This is a genomic window from Georgenia alba (assembly GCF_042665525.1).
Taxonomy (GTDB): Bacteria; Actinomycetota; Actinomycetes; order Actinomycetales; family Actinomycetaceae; genus Allobogoriella; species Allobogoriella alba.
This window is the reverse complement of the sequence record NZ_JBHTCQ010000004.1, coordinates 60,561-77,000: the sequence shown is the minus strand read 5'-3', so window position 1 is coordinate 77,000 and position 16,440 is coordinate 60,561. Positions and strand designations below refer to the sequence as shown.

The 16,440-nt window shown below is 69.5% G+C and carries 18 protein-coding genes; 13 read left to right on the top strand and 5 right to left on the bottom strand.

Annotation, left to right across the window (positions count from 1 at the left end; all coding sequences use genetic code 11):
* Nucleotides 1-6: 6 nt before the first annotated feature.
* Nucleotides 7-726 (bottom strand): DUF1345 domain-containing protein, encoded by a 720-nt coding sequence (locus tag ACFQQL_RS16335; RefSeq protein ID WP_382396223.1) that lies wholly within the window; start codon nt 724-726, stop codon nt 7-9.
* Nucleotides 727-846: 120 nt separating this feature from the next.
* Between ACFQQL_RS16335 and ACFQQL_RS16330 the strand changes: the two genes are divergently transcribed.
* The 7 genes from ACFQQL_RS16330 to ACFQQL_RS16300 all read left to right on the top strand — a co-directional run bounded on the left by ACFQQL_RS16330 (nt 847) and on the right by ACFQQL_RS16300 (nt 8,699).
* Nucleotides 847-1,290: a helix-turn-helix transcriptional regulator gene (locus ACFQQL_RS16330; protein ID WP_382396222.1), complete on the top strand. Its 444-nt coding sequence runs from the start codon at nt 847-849 to the stop codon at nt 1,288-1,290.
* A gap of 10 nt (nt 1,291-1,300) precedes the next feature.
* Complete coding sequence (locus ACFQQL_RS16325) at nt 1,301-1,711, top strand: VOC family protein (protein WP_382396221.1); 411 nt, start codon at nt 1,301-1,303, stop codon at nt 1,709-1,711.
* An 82-nt stretch (nt 1,712-1,793) separates the two neighbouring features.
* A complete protein-coding gene (locus ACFQQL_RS16320; protein ID WP_382396220.1) occupies nt 1,794-4,178 on the top strand; it encodes an ATP-binding cassette domain-containing protein in 2,385 nt (794 codons plus the stop codon).
* Entirely contained in the window at nt 4,165-4,623 is a 459-nt protein-coding gene (locus tag ACFQQL_RS16315; protein ID WP_382396219.1) for a pyridoxamine 5'-phosphate oxidase family protein, read from the top strand. The genes ACFQQL_RS16320 and ACFQQL_RS16315 overlap by 14 nt, the downstream gene beginning before the upstream one ends.
* 153 nt (nt 4,624-4,776) lie before the next feature.
* Nucleotides 4,777-5,790 carry an SGNH/GDSL hydrolase family protein gene (locus ACFQQL_RS16310; RefSeq protein ID WP_382396218.1) on the top strand — a complete coding sequence of 338 codons (1,014 nt, stop codon included), beginning with the start codon at nt 4,777-4,779 and terminating at the stop codon, nt 5,788-5,790.
* Between the two features lie 120 nt (nt 5,791-5,910).
* Complete coding sequence (locus tag ACFQQL_RS16305) at nt 5,911-7,611, top strand: S8 family peptidase (protein ID WP_382396217.1); 1,701 nt, start codon at nt 5,911-5,913, stop codon at nt 7,609-7,611.
* A 140-nt stretch (nt 7,612-7,751) separates the two neighbouring features.
* Entirely contained in the window at nt 7,752-8,699 is a 948-nt protein-coding gene (locus ACFQQL_RS16300) for a hypothetical protein (RefSeq protein ID WP_382396216.1), read from the top strand.
* A gap of 100 nt (nt 8,700-8,799) precedes the next feature.
* Here the strand turns inward: ACFQQL_RS16300 and ACFQQL_RS16295 are convergent, their stop codons facing one another.
* From ACFQQL_RS16295 to ACFQQL_RS16285, 3 genes are read right to left on the bottom strand one after another with little or no spacing between them, the layout of a single operon-like run.
* Nucleotides 8,800-9,426 (bottom strand): GyrI-like domain-containing protein, encoded by a 627-nt coding sequence (locus tag ACFQQL_RS16295; RefSeq protein ID WP_382396215.1) that lies wholly within the window; start codon nt 9,424-9,426, stop codon nt 8,800-8,802.
* A gap of 35 nt (nt 9,427-9,461) precedes the next feature.
* Entirely contained in the window at nt 9,462-9,902 is a 441-nt protein-coding gene (locus ACFQQL_RS16290) for a YdeI/OmpD-associated family protein (RefSeq protein WP_382396214.1), read from the bottom strand.
* Between the two features lie 37 nt (nt 9,903-9,939).
* Nucleotides 9,940-11,277, bottom strand: a complete 1,338-nt coding sequence (locus tag ACFQQL_RS16285) for an MFS transporter (RefSeq protein ID WP_382396213.1) — start codon at nt 11,275-11,277, stop codon at nt 9,940-9,942.
* Nucleotides 11,278-11,443: 166 nt separating this feature from the next.
* Here ACFQQL_RS16285 and ACFQQL_RS16280 point away from each other — a divergent pair, with 166 nt between their 5' ends.
* The 6 genes from ACFQQL_RS16280 to ACFQQL_RS16255 all read left to right on the top strand — a co-directional run bounded on the left by ACFQQL_RS16280 (nt 11,444) and on the right by ACFQQL_RS16255 (nt 15,479).
* Nucleotides 11,444-12,229: a helix-turn-helix domain-containing protein gene (locus tag ACFQQL_RS16280; RefSeq protein WP_382396212.1), complete on the top strand. Its 786-nt coding sequence runs from the start codon at nt 11,444-11,446 to the stop codon at nt 12,227-12,229.
* A gap of 128 nt (nt 12,230-12,357) precedes the next feature.
* On the top strand, nt 12,358-12,840 hold the full coding sequence (locus tag ACFQQL_RS16275) for a ribonuclease FAU-1 family protein (protein WP_382396211.1): 483 nt from the start codon (nt 12,358-12,360) through the stop codon (nt 12,838-12,840).
* Between the two features lie 69 nt (nt 12,841-12,909).
* A complete protein-coding gene (locus ACFQQL_RS16270; protein ID WP_382396210.1) occupies nt 12,910-13,239 on the top strand; it encodes a VOC family protein in 330 nt (109 codons plus the stop codon).
* Between the two features lie 4 nt (nt 13,240-13,243).
* Nucleotides 13,244-13,984, top strand: coding sequence for an HAD family hydrolase (locus tag ACFQQL_RS16265; RefSeq protein WP_382396209.1), 741 nt, complete (start codon nt 13,244-13,246; stop codon nt 13,982-13,984).
* Nucleotides 13,985-14,010: 26 nt separating this feature from the next.
* On the top strand, nt 14,011-14,706 hold the full coding sequence (locus ACFQQL_RS16260) for a GNAT family N-acetyltransferase (protein WP_382396208.1): 696 nt from the start codon (nt 14,011-14,013) through the stop codon (nt 14,704-14,706).
* A gap of 20 nt (nt 14,707-14,726) precedes the next feature.
* Nucleotides 14,727-15,479, top strand: a complete 753-nt coding sequence (locus ACFQQL_RS16255; RefSeq protein ID WP_382396207.1) for a class I SAM-dependent methyltransferase — start codon at nt 14,727-14,729, stop codon at nt 15,477-15,479.
* A gap of 258 nt (nt 15,480-15,737) precedes the next feature.
* Here ACFQQL_RS16255 and ACFQQL_RS16250 read toward each other — a convergent pair whose 3' ends face one another.
* On the bottom strand, nt 15,738-16,289 hold the full coding sequence (locus ACFQQL_RS16250) for a dihydrofolate reductase family protein (protein ID WP_465254069.1): 552 nt from the start codon (nt 16,287-16,289) through the stop codon (nt 15,738-15,740).
* Between the last annotated feature and the right edge of the window lie 151 nt (nt 16,290-16,440).

Below are 16,440 nucleotides of genomic sequence, written 5' to 3'. Positions count from 1 at the left end.
TGCCGCCTACTGCACCGTCACGGTCAGCAGAGTGATCAGCAGCGCCAGGATGACCGAGTTGAAGCCGAACGCGATGATCGTGTGCGTCGCGGTGATCCGCCGCATCGGCGTGCTCACCACCGTGACGTCCGAGGTGGCGAAGGACGCCTGGACGGTGATGGCGAAGTAGAGGTAGTCGCCGAACCGCGGCGGCTCCGTGCCGGGAAACTCCAGGCCGCGCTGCCGGTGGTCGGCCCGCGCGTACTCGACGGCGTAGGACACGATCGTCATGAACCAGCACGCGGCGACCGTTCCGGCCGCCAGGGCAACCACCGCCAGGTCGGTGCGCAGGTCCGGCGTGACGAGGACGACGACCATGAGCCCGAGCATCAGCACGCTCATCTGCGTGCCGAAGGACGCGGCCCCCTCGTCCAGCCCGAGGACCCGCTCCCACAGGGCGCGACGTCTGCGGACGGACGAGCGCACCAGGTCCGAGTGCTGCTCGGGCGCCCGGCGACCGAAGACCGCGTAGGTCACCGCCACGTGCAGCAGACTCCAGACGATCCAGAACCCCATCGCAGTCAGGAGCAGCGCTCTGGTGTCGAGCGTCCCCGACATCCCCATCCAGACCGCGATGACGACGTACGGTGCGCCCGGGACGGTCACGGTGGCGTAGTACCGCCGACCGTCGTGCGCGAGCCAGCGCATCAGACGGCCCGGTTCGCGCGTGGTCCGGCGGCTCGGCATGACCGTCAGGGTACGAGTTCACGGCGGCCAGGCGAATGCGCGTGTCCGCGGGACGGTACGCACCGCAGACCGTCGGGACGGGTGCTGCGTGCCGTCGTACGGCGTGGCACGATCACCTCCGTGACGAGCAGCTCCGCACGGACGCAACGGCTGCGGGATCTGTCGCGGCTGCGGCAGGTGCGCGACCGGATCGACCGGGAGTACGCCAGGCCGCTCGACGTCCCGGCGCTGGCCCGCGGCGCCCACATGTCCGCCGGCCACCTGAGCCGCGAGTTCAAGAGCGCCTACGGCGAGTCACCGTACAGCTACCTCATGACACGCCGGATCGAGCGCGCGATGACGCTGCTGCGACGCGGCGACCTGAGCGTCACCGAGGTGTGCTTCACGGTCGGCTTCTCCTCGCTGGGCACCTTCAGCACCCGGTTCAGCGAGCTGGTGGGCGTGCCGCCGAGCGTCTACCGGCGGGACCCGGACCGGGTGACGGCAGGGATTCCGCCATGCGTCGCGAAGCGCGTCACCAGACCGGTCAGGAATCGAGAAGCCGCCGGTTCCGGGCGTGGCTAGCGTTTCCGGCATGGACATCACCATTCACGCCAGCTTCCTTCCGCACACCGACCCCGAGGCCTCCCTGGGCTTCTACCGGGACGCCCTCGGCTTCGAGGTCCGCCAGGACGTCGGGTACGGCGACATGCGATGGATCACCGTGGGCCCGGCCGGCCGGCCAGACACCAACATCGTCCTCTACCCGCCGACCGCCGACCCCGGCATCACCGAGGACGAGGGAAAGGTCATCGCCGAGATGATGGCCAAGGGCACGTTCGCCAGCATCATGCTCGCCACCCCCGACGTCGACGCCGCCTTCGAGAAGATCCAGGCGGCCGGGGTCGAGGTCATGCAGGAACCCACGGACCAGGACTGGGGCATGCGCGACTGTGCCTTCCGTGACCCGGCCGGCAACACCGTCCGGATGCAGCAGGTCGGTTGATGCCGCAGACGCCGCGGCTCCGGAGCCGCCACAATGGGCCCCGGACAGCTTGGAACCGGCACGACCGACACATGGAGACCGGATGACCACGGCCACGGGTGCCCGCAGTGACACGAGGACGCAGCACACCGCCGACAGCCACGACCTCATCCGCGTGCAGGGGGCGCGCGAGAACAACCTCAAGGGCGTGGACGTCGAGATCCCCAAGCGGCGCCTGACCGTGTTCACCGGGGTCTCCGGGTCCGGGAAGTCCTCGCTCGTGTTCGCCACGATCGCCGCCGAGTCGCAGCGGATGATCAATGAGACGTACAGCGCGTTTGTCCAGGGCTTCATGCCGTCCCTCGACCGGCCGGAGGTCGACCGGCTGGAGGGGCTGACGACCGCGATCGTCGTCGACCAGGAACGCCTGGGTGCCAACCCGCGCTCCACGCTCGGCACCGTGACGGACACCAACGCCCTCCTGCGGATCCTGTTCAGCCGGCTGGGCGAGCCCAGTGCCGGTCCGGCGATCGCGTACTCCTTCAACGTCCCGGCCCGGAAGGCGAGCGGCGTGATGACGTCCGCCACCGGCGAGAAGCAGGTGGTCAAGGAGGCCGTGTACCACGGAGGGATGTGTCCGACCTGCGAGGGCCGGGGGAGCGTCTCCGACCTGGACCTGAGCGAGGTGGTGGACGAGAGCAGGTCGATCAACGAGGGCGCGATCCTGGTCCCGGGGTACAAGCCCGGTGGCTGGTCGGTGAGGTTCTTCACCGAGTCCGGCTTCGTCGACGGTGACAAGCGGGTCGGCGACTTCACCGAGAAAGAGCGCGAGGACTTCCTCTTCCGACCACCGGTCAAGCGCAAGATCGGCGGCGCGAACCTCACGTACGAGGGCCTGATCTCCCACATCAAGAAGTCCATGCTGTCCAAGGACAAGGACGCGCTGCAGCCGCACCTCCGGGCGTTCGTGGACCGCGCCGTCACCTTCGTGAGCTGCCCGGACTGCGGCGGGACCCGGCTGGCGGAGGGAGCGCGGGCGTCGAAGATCAAAGGCGTCAACATCGCCGACGCCTGCGCCATGCAGATCAGCGACCTCGCGGCCTGGATCCGCGACATCGACGAGCCCTCCGCCGCGCCGCTGCTGGCGAACCTGCAGCACCAGCTCGACAAGTTCGTCCAGATCGGCCTCGGCTACCTGTCGCTGGACCGCCCCTCGGGCACGTTGTCCGGGGGAGAGGCGCAACGCACCAAGCTGATCCGCCACCTCGGCTCCGCCCTGACCGACGTCACGTATGTCTTCGACGAGCCCACGATCGGCCTGCACCCGCACGACATCCAGCGCATGAACGACCTGTTGCTGGAGCTGCGGGACAAGGGCAACACCGTGCTCGTCGTCGAGCACAAGCCCGAGGCGATCGCCATCGCCGACCACGTCGTCGACCTCGGCCCTGGCGCCGGAACCGACGGCGGCACGGTGTGCTTCGAGGGCACCGTGGAGGAGCTGCGGGCGAGCGACACGCTGACCGGACGGCACCTCGAGTACCGCGCGGAGCTCAAGACGGCGGTTCGGGCCGCGTCGGGCGCGCTGGAGATCCGGGGCGCGGACACCCACAACCTCGAGGACGTCGACGTCGACGTGCCGCTCGGTGTGCTGACCGTGGTCACGGGCGTGGCGGGCTCGGGCAAGAGCTCGCTGATCCACGGGAGCCTGGCGGGTCGCGACGGGGTGGTCGTCATCGACCAGACTGCGATCAAGGGGTCCCGGCGCTCCAACCCGGCCACCTACACTGGCCTGCTGGAGCCCATCCGGAAGGCGTTCGCGAAGGCGAACGGGGTGAAGCCCGCCCTGTTCAGCGCGAACTCCGAGGGGGCGTGCCCCACCTGCAACGGCAACGGCGTCATCTACACCGAGCTCGGGTTCATGGACACCGTCGCCACGACCTGCGAGGACTGTCAGGGCAGGCGGTTCGAGGCGTCCGTGCTCGAGTACACCCTCGGCGGGAAGGACATCAGCGAGGTGCTCGCCATGTCGGTGGCGGAGGCCGAGGAGCTGTTCCGCGACGGCGAGGCGCGCACCCCCGCCGCGCACGCCATCCTCGAGCGGATGGCCGACGTCGGGCTCGGCTACCTCACGATCGGACAGCCCCTCACCACCCTCTCCGGCGGCGAACGCCAGCGGCTCAAGCTCGCGGTGCACATGGGGGAGAAGGGCGGCGTCTACATCCTCGACGAGCCGACCACCGGCCTGCACCTGGCCGACGTGGAGAACCTGCTCCGCCTGCTGGACCGGCTGGTCGACGCGGGCAAGTCGGTGATCGTCATCGAGCACCACCAGGCGGTCATGGCGCACGCGGACTGGATCATCGACCTGGGACCCGGCGCCGGCCACGACGGCGGACGTGTGGTGTTCGAAGGCACGCCCGCGGACCTCGTCGCCTCGCCCTCGACCCTCACCGGGGAGCACCTGGCGGACTATGTCGGCCAGTGAGCCGGCGCGCAGCCGCGAGGAACGGCGACGCGACACCGAGCACCGCCTGAACCACGACGTCGACCTCTGGGTCGCCACGGCGTCCGGCGACGGCACGCCGTTCCTGGTCCCGCTCTCCTTCGACTGGGACGGCGACGCCATCCTCGTCTCCACGCCGGCGCAGAGCCCGACCGGCCGGAACCTCGCCACGACCCGCGCGGCCCGGGTGGCGCTCGGGAACACGCGCGATGTGACGATGATCGACGGCGACGTCGAGATCCTCGAGATCGACGGGCTGCCGGAGGAGCAGGCGGAGCGCTTCGCCCGGCGCGCCGGCTTCGACCCGCGGGACGGCGGATCCACCTACCGTTGGTTCCGGATCGTGCCTCGCCGCGTCCAGGCGTGGCGCGAAGTGAACGAGCTACCTGGCCGCACGCTCATGCGGGACGGCCGCTGGCTGGTCTGAGACGGCTACGGCTCGGTCTTCATGGCGGCTCACCGTGTAGGCGGGCCGTTCACCGGGCCGTCACGCCGGGGTCTGGCCCTCGTCACGTCCTCGTGCTTGAGTGTGGTGGTTTCGCCGCAGAGAAGCGGCAGGGGGCGTCTCAGGAGGTTTCTCGTGGCTCGACGTATCCGACGGGCGGCCGCGTCCGCCGTCGTGCTGTCCATCCTCACCCTGCTCGCGCCGGTTCCCGGCGGGAGCGCGCAGGCCGCCGGCGAGGCGTACGTCGCCCTCGGCGACTCCTACAGCTCGGGCCTGGGCACGGGCTCGTACCTCGACGACGGTACGGACTGCCGGCGCTCGACGTACGCCTACCCCAGCCTGGTCGCGGCCGGTGCGAGCTACGAGCTGGACTTCCGTGCCTGCTCGGGCGCGGTGGTCGCGGACGTGCTCGACCTGCAGCTCGGTGCGCTGTCCTCCAGCACGTCGTACGTGACCGTGTCCGTGGGCGGGAACGACGCCGGGTTCGCCGATGTCCTCACGGAGTGCGCGCTGCCGGCGTGGGCCAGCGACTGCGACGCCGCGATCGACACCGCACAGGCCGTCGTCGCCGAGACGCTGCCCACGAGCCTCGACGGGCTGTACGCCGAGATCGCCGGCCGGGCCCCCGCAGCGACCGTGGTGGCCGTGGGCTACCCCCGCATCTTCATGGGCGAGGACTGCGACGCCATGACGTGGTTCTCGCCGGAGGAGCAGGACCGGTTGAACCAGACGGCCGACCAGCTCAACGCGACCATCGAGGAGATCGCGGCGGCGCACGGGTTCTCGTTCGCCGACCCGACGTCGGCCTTCCTCGGTCATGCCGTGTGTGACGAGCCCGCCTGGGTCAACGGGCTGTCCAGCCCGGTGGAGGAGAGCTACCACCCCAACGCGGCGGGACACCGCGACGGGTACACGCCGGTGGTGGGGCCCGCGCTGACGGGCGGCGAGACCACGGTGGACCACGGCGTGCTCGCGACCGCAGGGGACGTGGCCGACGACCTTGCCGCGCAGCAGCGGCAGTACGCGCACCTGGACCGCACCATCGAGCGGCGGGACTTCCAGGCGCCGGATCTGAACAGCCCGGAGGTCCGGCAGGCCGCCCGGGAGCACGGGATCGACATCGACCGTTGGCTGGCTTCCCAACGGTGAGGCGAGCCGGGTCCGGGGCGGCGGGGGCTTGACACGGTGACTAGCCTCACGCGGAAGCGCCCCAGGCGCCCGTCCGAAATTCGGCCGCCGACGTCGGCGGCCCCGACAGGGGGAGGAATCTTGCCCAGATTCACACGGCGGTCAGCACCGCCGACCATCGCCGCGATCGGCCTGTTCGGCGCGGTCGGTCTCGCGGGGATCACCAGTCCGGCCGCCGCGACCGGGGACGAGCTCGCGCCGCTCATCGGGACGCAGAGCGCCGCTGCCGTAGACGGCAGCTACATCGTGGTGATGGAGGAGCAGGACACCGCTGCCTCCACCCAGGGCGTGGTCAGCAGCGCGCTGGATCTGGTCCGCAACCTGGGCGCGACGGTGACCCACGAGTACGACACGGTGCTCAACGGGTTCGCCGTCGACCTGTCGGCGGACGCACTCGACTCCCTCCGCGAGGACCCGAACGTCGCCTACGTCCAGGCGAACCAGACGTTCACCAGGCAGGACGACCAGGCCGACCCGACCTGGGGCCTGGACCGGATCGACCAGCCGGCGCTGCCGCTGGACGGGAACTACCACTACAACCAGACCGGCAGCGGCGTGAACGCCTACATCATCGACACCGGGGTGCTCAGCAGCCACCAGGAGTTCAGCGGCCGGACCGCCGAGGGCTTCGACGCCGTGGGGGACGGCAACGGCACGGACGACTGCAACGGCCACGGCACGCACGTGGCAGGCACGGTCGGCGGGACCACGTACGGCGTGGCCAAAGAGGTCACGATCGTTCCCGTGCGGGTGCTGGACTGCCAGGGCAGTGGCACCACGGCGGGTGTGGTCGACGGGATCGAGTGGGTGACCGAGAACCACGCCGACGGCGAACCGGCCGTGGCCAACATGAGTCTCGGTGGGCCCTCGGACGCCGCGCTCGACGCGGCCGTCGAGGCCTCGATCGCCGACGGCGTCGTCTACGCCGCCGCGGCGGGTAACGAGTCCGGTGCCGACGCGTGCGGCAGCTCGCCCGCACGCGTGCCGGGGGCCGTGACCGTCGGTGCCACCAACGACACCGACGCCCGCGCGGACTTCTCGAACATCGGCTCCTGCGTGGACCTGTTCGCACCCGGGCAGGACATCACCTCCGCCTGGATCGGCTCTGACTCGGCGACGGACACGATCAGCGGGACCTCGATGGCGTCGCCCCATGTCGCCGGCGCGGCGGCGCTCTACCTGGAGGCCAACCCCGGCGCGACGCCGGAAGAGGTGTCCGCCGGGATGACCGACACCGCCACGGCCGACGTGATCTCCAACCCGGGGAGCGGCTCGCCGAACCTGCTGCTGAACTCGCTGTTCGACGGGTCAGCGCCGGACCCGGACCCGGAGCCGGAGCCCGGCAACAACCTGCTGGCCAACCCCGGCTTCGAGAACGGCAACAACGGCTGGACGGCGACGGACGGCGTCATCGACACCTCCGACAACCCGCCGGCCCGGTCCGGTTCTGCGAAGGCGTGGCTGGGTGGCTACGGCACCACGAACACCGACACGCTCACCCAGTCGGTCGAGATTCCCGCCGGTAGCGCGACCCTCTCGTTCTGGCTGCTCGTCGAGACCGAGGAATCACCGGGCACGGCGTACGACACGCTCAGCGTGTCCGTCGACGGGACCGAGGTCGGGTCCTTCTCCAACCTCGACGCGTCCGGCTCCTACGTCCAGCAGGAGTTCGACGTCAGTGAGTTCGCCGGAAGCACGGTGGAGGTCGAGTTCACGGGAGTCGAGGACTCCAGCTTGCGGACGAGCTTCCTCGTCGACGACACCTCGCTCACCGTGAACTGATCTCGTCCGACCCTGGACGAGGGTTCGACGTGGCCGGGGCCGTGCTCGTGAGCGCGCGGCCCCGGCCACGCGCCGTGCACCGGCTTCGACGCGCAAATGAGCGAGACCAGGATCGGCGCTCGCCCCTAGGGTGATGCGCTGTGCCGCCGAACGAAGGACCGTCCCATCGGATCTGGTCCCAGCTGCCCGAAGGATCCCGTGACGTCCTCGGCCGTACGCTGGCGCCGACCGACCTGCAGAGCCTGCTCCTCGACGTCGCTCGTGAGCGAGCCGCTACCGTCACACCCGCCGCGCTGACGCAGCGGTGGGACTCGAACCGGTTCGTCCGGCCCGCCGGGACGGATCCTCGCCGCCTCTCCGCACTCGAGGCACGGCTGTGGCAGCTGCTTCCCGGCGACTTCGACGGCGTCGAGCTCTCGCCCGTCACGCCCCTCGGGACGTGCGCGGCCCTCGGAGCGGCCGACCAGCAGCGGGTCGTCACCACGATGCGCAACAGCGAGGTCGTGAGCGACCACACCAACGTGCTCGCGCTCGAGGCGGCCCGTCGTCGCCGCGCCGAGCCGGACGCGCCAGTGCACCTGGCGGCCTGCCACCGGGTGCTTCGCGCGCAGAACTTCGGTCCGGGTGCCAGCAGTCACTTCCGCCTCTTCGCCCTGGTCTCCTCGGCGCGCGACCAAGGCTCCGGTCGGACCGAGGCGGCGCTGCTCGCGGCGCACCTCACGTACTGGGCGAAGGTGCTGGCCACGTTCGTGCCCGACCGGCAGCCCGTGCTCGAGTACTCGGTTTTCGATCACCCGGTCCTCGACGAACGCGTCGCCGACACGGTGCTCCCGGCGGTGGAGGCCGATGGCGGAACCTCCGGCACGGTGGACCTGGTCGCGGACCCGGGTCGGACGAGGGCGCGCGGCTACTACACGGCCGGTGCGCTCCTCATCAAGGCCGCTGGCGACGAGCTCGGCGACGGTGGCTTCACCGACTGGACGGCGCAGCTGCTCGCCGACCGGAAGGAACGGTGCCTCATCTCGTGCCTGTCGACGGAGGGTCTGCTGGGGCTGTCCGCAGAAAGCCAAGGTCCGGACGCTCCGTGAGACGTTCGCCGGCGCTTCCGCGGAAGCGCGCTGTCCACAAGCGCTGGTGGACCCGCGCCGATCCAATGAGCACGAGGCGGTGCGGTTCGTCCGGCCCGACTCAGCCCTGAACCTGCTCCACCGGCTGGCGCAGGATGGTCCGTAGCTTGTCCGGCGCGACCCTGCGCGGATCGCTGAGATAGATCTCGTGATGCCTGCCGGTCATGCGAAGCCCGGCGTCGGGGATGACGCGGTCGTGCATCTCGCTCAGTACCGGACCCTCGTCGTCGTACGAGCCGAGGTGGAGGGTCTGGACGCAGCGTCCTTCGCGGAGCGTCTCGAGTCGCAGCTTGCCGAGCGCGACGGGTCGCTGCTTGGCTGCCACGGCGGCGACGGCGTCGTCGACCATCTCTGCGGTGATCCAGTCCGGGACCAGGAGCATGGCCGTCCAGTCCCATCGGGACTTGTCCCGCGCGGTGGTGAAGACCGACATGTCGGGCGCCCACCACAGCGCCTCCAGCGGTGGGACCACATAGTCATGGTCCTGGCCGAGGTCGCGCTTGCTGGCGAACTTCAGGGTGTACGCGACCGGGTACAGGGCCTGGAGCGCGTCGCCGTACTCGCCGTCCGCGTTCGGGTCTCCGTGTCCGTCGACCATGAGGTAGCGCAGCGGCGGCACGTCGAGGAACCGGAACTCACCGGCTCGTGCTCGGTAGCTGTCGAGCGTCTTCTTGAAGTCGGTCTTCATCGCCGGTTCGCTGGGGGAGGGCCCGTGGCGTGGGGTCAGCCGAGCTCGCTCACGATCTTCGCGACGCGGCGGGCCCGGGTCTCCGGGGCCTTCGCACCCTCGACATTGGTCACGTGCGCCTTCTTCTTGCTGGGGGCGAGCTTGTCGAACGCCTCCCGCGCTCCGGCGTCGTCGAGGGCGGCGGCGAGATCGGCCGGAACCTCGACCGTGCGGGGCGCGGTGTCCAGCGTGAGGGTGACGTCGATCGGATCGCCTCCGCCGAGGCCGGTGGCGTCTCGCTTGTCCGCGCTGAACGGGATGAGGAACCTGCCTCCCATCGGCGCGACGGTGCTGCGGTACTCGTAGCCGTTGACGTTCACGACGACGGGTGGCCGCTTCCCGCTGCCAAGGGCCTCGACGACGTCGGGCGGGACCTCGATGCCGGTGTTCCTGCCGTCCAGGAACATGGTCGTGGAGAACCGCTGGGGGCCGCTCATGGCGCCAATCTAGCCAAGGCGCCGGCCGTTGGGACCGTTATCGGTCGAGGCGACGGCTCACGGTTCGGGCCGCACAGACGAGGGCGACGACGAGCAGCGCGGCGACCACCGCGGTCACCCGGAGCAGCCCGTCGGATGAGGTGGGTGCGGCGAAGTAGATGGTGCCGAGCCCCGCGACGGCGACCACCTCGGCCAGCACCGGACCGGTCGAGTTCAGTGCCGAGACGGCCGACGCGAGCCGCGGTCCGACGCGGGCGGACACCTGCGCGATGAGGGGGCTGTATCCGGCAGCATGCCCCGCCCCGGCAAGAGCGAGCAGTGGCACGGAGCCGACCGTGGACCAGTCGTCACGGAAGAGCAGCACCACCAGCAGCAGGCCGAGTGCGTACGCGACCGGACCGACGACCGGCAGCGCACGCTGGACCCCGCGGGGATAGCGGTTCCAGGTGAGACTCAACGCGCCGAAGCCGGCCGCGTACGGGACGAACGCCAGCCCGGCCTGCAGCGGCGTGAGGCCGAGCTCGGCCTGCAGGTGGAGCGTCAGGGTCAGCAGGAACACCGTGTAGCAGCCCATGACGACGCAGCATGCGACCACGCCGAGCCGCACCTCGGGCGGCTTGAGGACCGTGAGGTCGAACAGGGGGTCGCGGGTCCTGGTCTCATGGCGGACGAACACCCCCAGCAGGAGTCCGCCGCCCACGAGCAGGACCCACGTCCAGGCGGGCCAGCCGTGCTCCTGCCCGAAGATGAGAGGGAGCGTGACAGCGGTCATGGCGAGGGTCAGGAGCGCCACACCCGGCAGGTCGAGCCGGACCCGTTCGCCCGCGGTCGAACCCGGCAGGCAGCGCCGGCCCACGACGAGGACGAACAGCCCGGTCGGGACGTTGATCAGGAACACGGGCCGCCACGACAGACCGAGCAGGTCGGTGCCCGCGACCAGTCCGCCGATGATCTGTCCGAGGCAGACGCCCAGTGCGAGGACCATGCTGTACACGCCGATCGCCCGACGGCGCTCGGTGGCTTCCCACTCGCGGTGGATGAGGGAGAAGACCTGCGGCATGAGCAGCGCCGCACCGGTGGCCTGGAGGATGCGGGCGAGGACGAGCATGAGCGGGGTGACCGCCAGGCCGCACAGCAACGAGGCCGCCGTGAACACACCGAGGCCGACGAGGAACGCCCGGCGGTGGCCGATCACGTCGCCGATCCGGGCACAGGTCACGAACAGCACGCCGGTCGTGAGCAGGTAGCCGGAGACCACGAGCTGGATCTCGGCGTCGCTGGCTTGCAGGCTCGTTCGGATCGTCTGCGCCGCGACGGAGACGATCGAGCCGTCGATGGACGCCATCGCCTGCCCGGTCAGCAGGACGGCGAGCATCGCTGCTCGACCTCGGGGCCGGGGCCGGGTTCGGGGCCGGGGGAGTGGGGTGGTGTTGAGCACGGTTCCCAGACTGCGCCGCGGCAGGCCGGGCCGTCTTGAACGGATTTGCGGGTGCCCGCGCGCGGGTGATCGCCGTGTGGGTGGGCCTCGGTACGGTCGCCGCGTGCGTACGTCGAGAGTCGTGGGGGAGAGCCCGCACGTGGCGATCCGGGCCGTGCGGTGCACGGACCAGCACGCCGGCTGGTCGGAACCGGAGCTGTCGGGTGCCGCACACGTCGTCCTGGTCCGGCGCGGGCGGTTTGAGCTGCATGCGCGGGGGCGGCGCCTGACGGCCGACCCGACCAGCGGCTATCTCTGGCCAGCGGGTCAGGAGGTGCGTTTCGCGCATCCTGCCGGCGGCGACGTCTGCACGTCGATCACGCTGTCCGGCGAGGAGGCGACGAACGGGGCCGGTGCGGCGTCGTTCTCGGCCATCCGGTTGGACGCGCGTCTCGAGCTGGCGCACCGCATGCTGCTGCGGGCCGGCGACGATCCGGACTTCGCGGCGGTCGAGGCCGCCCTGGACGTGGTCGAGCTCGCCATGCGCCGGCAGCCCGACGACGCACCGGCGCCGGGGCGCTTCGAGCTCGCCGAGCGTGCGCGCGAAGCAATCGTCGCCGACGAGCCCGCCGCGAGCGGCCTCATCGAGCTCGCCCGCCACCTGGAGACCGCGCCGTCCCACCTGAGCCGGACGTTTCGGCACCACGTGGGCATGAGCATCAGCCGGTACCGCAACCGCGTGCGCGTCAGCCGCGCCCTGCAACACCTCGAGGAGGGGGAGACGCGCCTCGCCGACCTGGCGTTCTCCCTCGGCTTCAGCGACCAGGCGCACTTCACCCGGGTGATGCGACGGGAGCTGGGACGTTCACCGGGCCGTGTCCACGGGATGCTGGCCGGCGGGAGTGCGTGACACGCTCTCGCTCTGTGGAGCCATCAGATGCTCGGACCCGTCACCGGCAGGCTGTCGAGAACCGCACGCCGATGTACCGACCTGGTGCGATCGTGCGTCGTCGGGAGGTCCTGCACGGACGACTGTGGATGGACCATCCGGTTCAGGTGGTCGAGGACCGGGGTGACGAGTTCGCCGTGCTGCTGTCGCCTGGCTCTGAGTTCACCTTCTACGAGCATCCCGAGGGAACGCATCCCTGGGCCGGTCAGCGGGCCTGGCGTGGACCGGAGGTGCTCCAGCTCTACCGTGTCGGGCTCTGGTACTCGGTGTGGATGTTCTTCGACGAGACCACGTTTCGGAACTGGTACATCAACTTCGAGGCTCCGGTGGTGCGCCACCGGGAGGGCTTCGCAACAGACGATTACGGACTGGACCTGATCGTCGACACGGATCAAAGCATGATCTGGAAGGACGTCGAGGACCTCGATGCGATGCTCGCCGATGGCAGGCTCGAGCCGGCAACGGTGCTGGGGGTGTTGGCCGCCGCACGCGAGGTCGCCGGCCTGATCCGCACCGGTGACCGGTGGTGGGCGCCCTGGGACGAATGGACTCCCGCCGACCTCGACGCGTGAGTATCTGGAGCGGTTGATAGCGACAACGTGAGTCTTGCCGCACAGGGGGGAGGGGCATACGTTCGGCGCATGGTTCGCATCGGTGCAATCGTTCTGAACGTCTCCGACCGTCGCCGTGCGGCCGCCTTCTGGAGCCAGGCCCTGGGCTACGAGGCCGGCGCGAATCCGGACTTCCTGGTCCCGACCGATGGCGGTGCGCCACGCCTGCACCTCGACGAGGACGATCGGACGCACCTCGACCTGTGGGCCGCCGATGAGGAGGAACAGCTCGCCGAGGTCGACCGGCTGATCGCGTTGGGCGCCAAGCGCGTCGAATGGGACTACCCGGACGATGCGGACTTCGTGGTCCTGGCCGACCCGGACGGCAATCTGTTCTGTGTGATCAACGCCGGCGGCTAGCGGAATGAGCCGTCGTACTGACATGCAGCGGCACGTTCTGCTAGACGCTGATGGGGTGCTGCAGAGGCCCGCCGCTGACTTCGCAAGTGAGCTGAACATGGTCGTTCGAGACGGCGCCGAGGAGTGGCTTCGGGAGACGTTCCGGCGCGACGGCGACGTCGTCACCGGAAGGGCCGAGGTGGTCCCCGCCCTCCGAGGTCTACTCCAGGAGAAAGGGGCGGACCACGACGCGACCGAGGTCCATCAACGGCTCTGGTGTGCCATCCAGGTCAATCGCAGTCTGCTCGCCGAGGTGCCCACGTGGCAGAACTCGGGACTGAAGACTCACCTTGCGACGAACCAGGATCCTGGGCGTGCTCGGTTCATGAAGGCGACGTTGGGGTATGAGCGCGTTCTTGATGGCACGTACTACTCGTGCGACCTCGGCGTCGCCAAGCCCGATCCCGCGTATTTCGACCAGGTCCTCGCCGACCTCCGAGCCGACCCGGATGACGTGCTGTTCATCGACGACGGTGTCGGCAACGTCGAGGTGGCACAGTCGCTCGGCATTTGTGGGCTCCGATGGCAATGGAGCGGGACTGAGTCGGAGTCCGTCGATCTGCTTCTCCAAGGCAGTGGTTGCTTGGAGTGCAGGGGACCGCTGAGTGCTGGTCCACGGACGTGTGGCCATGCGTGCGGATCATTGCTTGCGCCGCGAACTCGTATCTCGCCCGCTCGAGCGTGCGGAAAAACTTACTGGCGGTGAAGACGTCGCCTTGGAAACAATCCAGCATGCTCACGCTGGAGGAGATCTTCCCGCCATTCGCGCTGCGGATCGCGTGCGGCCCAGTGGTGCTCAGCGTCCTGCGCGACGACGACCTACCGGAACTGGTCGAACTCGTGCGCAGCGGCATCCAAGTTCCGGACCTGCCCATGCCGTTTCTCCGGGACTGGCACGAGGAGCCGTTCGCGCCCGGTTCTCCCGATGGCTTCCCGACGACGTCGCTCGGATGGTGGTGGACGCAGAGGGCCACGTTCGCGCCTGACGAGTGGCGGCTCGCGCTGGTGGTCCGTCGCGATGACGTCCTCGTCGGGATGCAGGACATGCATGCGAAGGACTTCCCGCAGACGCGCCACGTCATGACTGGCTCCTGGCTGGGACGAGCCCACCACGGGCAAGGAACGGGCACGTTGATGCGCCAGATGGCCGTTGGCTTCGCCTTCGACGAGCTCGGTGCCGATAGGTGCGAGTCGGGCTACATCGTGGGCAACCACGCCTCAGCGGCCGTCAGTCGTAAGGTCGGCTACGTCGACAACGGTCGACGTCGGATCGTCCAGCACACTCGGCAAAGCAAGGTCGGGACGGATGAACAGCGCGTCGTCGTTACGTCCACGAGCTACGTGCGCCCAGGTGACGAGGTCACAGTCGATGGTGCGGACGGCGTCCGGCGCTTCTTGGGGTTAGAAGGCGGACGACGCGATGCGTAGCCACGGAAGGTGCACGCGTCATGAGTGATCCGTTCTACTCGGATGCGAGCCTGTACCACCGGTTGTTTCCCGATGACGAGGCGGCCGTCGACTTCTACAGGGCCGCAGCCGATCGGCAAGGCGGGAGCGTCTTGGAACTCGGGTCCGGCACCGGAAGCAAGTTGATCCCCATCGCCTCCGACGGGCACTCGAGCACCGGCCTAGAACTCTCGCCGGAGATGCTTCTCGAGGCTCGGCGCAAGGCGGACGAGCGCGCGGTGGCCGTGGAGTGGGTGCAGGGAGACATGCGGGACTTCGACTTCGGCCGCACGTTCGACCTCGTCTTCATCGCAGCCAATTCTCTGCTCCATCTGCACGAGGCAGCCGACCTGCTGAGCTGCTTCCGATCCGTGCGAGCGCACCTTGCGCCCGGGGCGCGCTTCGTCTTCGACGTGTTCAACCCGAGCGTGCGGCTTCTTGCTGATGCCGACGGCGTTCGACGCACCCGCGATGCGTTGTCGTTCGAGGACCCCGACCGCGGCACAGTGCAGGTCGACGTCGCGGAGACCTACGACGCCGCCGCGCAGGTGACGCGCGGAACGTGGCACTTGTCCACGGACTCAGAGCCCGACTTCGTCGTCGCACCGCTCGAGATCAGGAGCATCTTCCCTCAGGAGCTTCCATTGTTGCTCTCGCTCGGTGGGCTCCGGTTGGTCGAGCGCTTCGGCGACTGGTCCGGTCGACAGTTCACCGGGGATTCTGCGAAGCAGGTCTGCGTCTGCGAAGCGGAGTGAGTTGAGCGCATGTGGGTGCTCGACGTCCCTCAGCGCCTCGTCATGGACTCTCTGTACAGCTGGCCTGCATGAACGGCGTTGTGGCGCAGTGGGACGAGTTGTCGTCTGCTCCTTGCTAGTCCGGGCCTGGCCGGGACTGATCCGGATCCGATAAGGCACATTATGTCAATCAGGCCGTTGGTCGGCTGGACGATGGCCGGGATGGGTAAGCCGGTAAGCCGGCGCGTCCGCTCCCCTCGCGCCGGGTTGCTCGAGACCTCAGGAACCGCCGGCCGCGGGACCGTAGGACAGGTGGACGACGCCGTTGTCGTAGACGTCGTGAGCCTGCAGCGCCAGCCGGATCTCGTCGTCGCGCCACAGCCGGTCCCCGGTGCCGAGCACGACGGGGAAGACGAACAGGTGCAGCTCGTCGACCAGGCCGTCGGCGAGCAGCCCGCGGACCAGCTGGCCGCTGCCGGAGATGAAGATCGCGCCCTCGTGGTAGTTCTTGAGCTTGCGGATGGCGTCGGCGTCGTAGGCGCCGATGGCCGTCGTGTTGGCCCACTCCTCCACGAGCGGTTGTGACCCGACCACGTACTTCGGTGACTCGTTGAAGAACGGGGCGCCGGGGTCGTCGTCGACCGTCCGGTCGCGCCACGCCGGCGCGAACCCCTCGTACGTCGTGCGGCCAAGGAGGATCGCCGACGCACGATCGGTGAGCTTCCCGATCTCCTCGCCCATCTTCGGGTCGAAGCCGTAGGGGAAGGTCCACGTCGGCTCCTCGAAGACCCCGTCGAGGGTGATGAACTCGTGTACCGCGATCGTGCCCATGGTCATCTGCTCCTTTGCTCGAACCAATGACGCGCGGCCGGTCGGCACGCTACCGGTGGGCGGCCATGTCGAGAACCCCCGGCCGGCTCCGTCCCCGTCACGACAACCTCCACGACCACAATGGCGTCGTCCGACGTCGAAGGAGACCACG